Source organism: Sphingomonas plantiphila, assembly GCF_046000505.1.
Taxonomy (GTDB): Bacteria; Pseudomonadota; Alphaproteobacteria; order Sphingomonadales; family Sphingomonadaceae; genus Sphingomonas; species Sphingomonas plantiphila.
Map to the genome: position 1 here is coordinate 1 of NZ_JBELQC010000008.1, position 526 is coordinate 526.

The 526-nt window shown below is 67.1% G+C and carries 1 protein-coding gene; it reads right to left on the reverse strand.

The genetic code is table 11. From position 1 onward, the window contains the following. Positions 1-526: TSUP family transporter (locus ABS767_RS17570; protein ID WP_408080781.1), on the reverse strand; the 526-nt coding region annotated here is incomplete at both ends.

Consider the following 526-nt stretch of genomic DNA (forward strand, 5'->3'; position numbering starts at 1 on the left):
GCGGCCTGGTCAATCACCCCGCCGAAATAGATCAGCTTGGTGAAGTGGCTGACGAGCTGGCACATCGCCTTGGTCGCGACCTTCTCGCGCCGGCCGAACTCGCCGCAGAGGAAGAAGGTGTCGAGCAGCGGTCCCGACACGCCGGTCATCAGCATCAGGCCCATGCAGATCGTGCCGTAGACCGTGCCCTGCCAGAGCCTGTCAGGATCCGGCTTGACGGATGAAGGCAGCAATCGCGCCATGAACGGCGTGATGCCGAGCAGCAGCAGCGCCATCGGCTTGTCCGGAACGTAGCGGGTGAGCGACCAGGCGCCGAGCGCAATGGCGGCGCCGACCATATAGTTCGCGACCGGCCGCCAGCGGATATGGGCGCGCCACAGCAAGGCGCGCCAGCCGTTCGAGGCCATCTGCGTGATCGCATGCAGCACCATCGCGGTCGGCAGCGGCATCAGGGCGAGCAGCACGCCGATCAGGATCAGCCCGCCCGCCATGCCGAACAGCCCCGACAGGAACGCGGCGACCACCG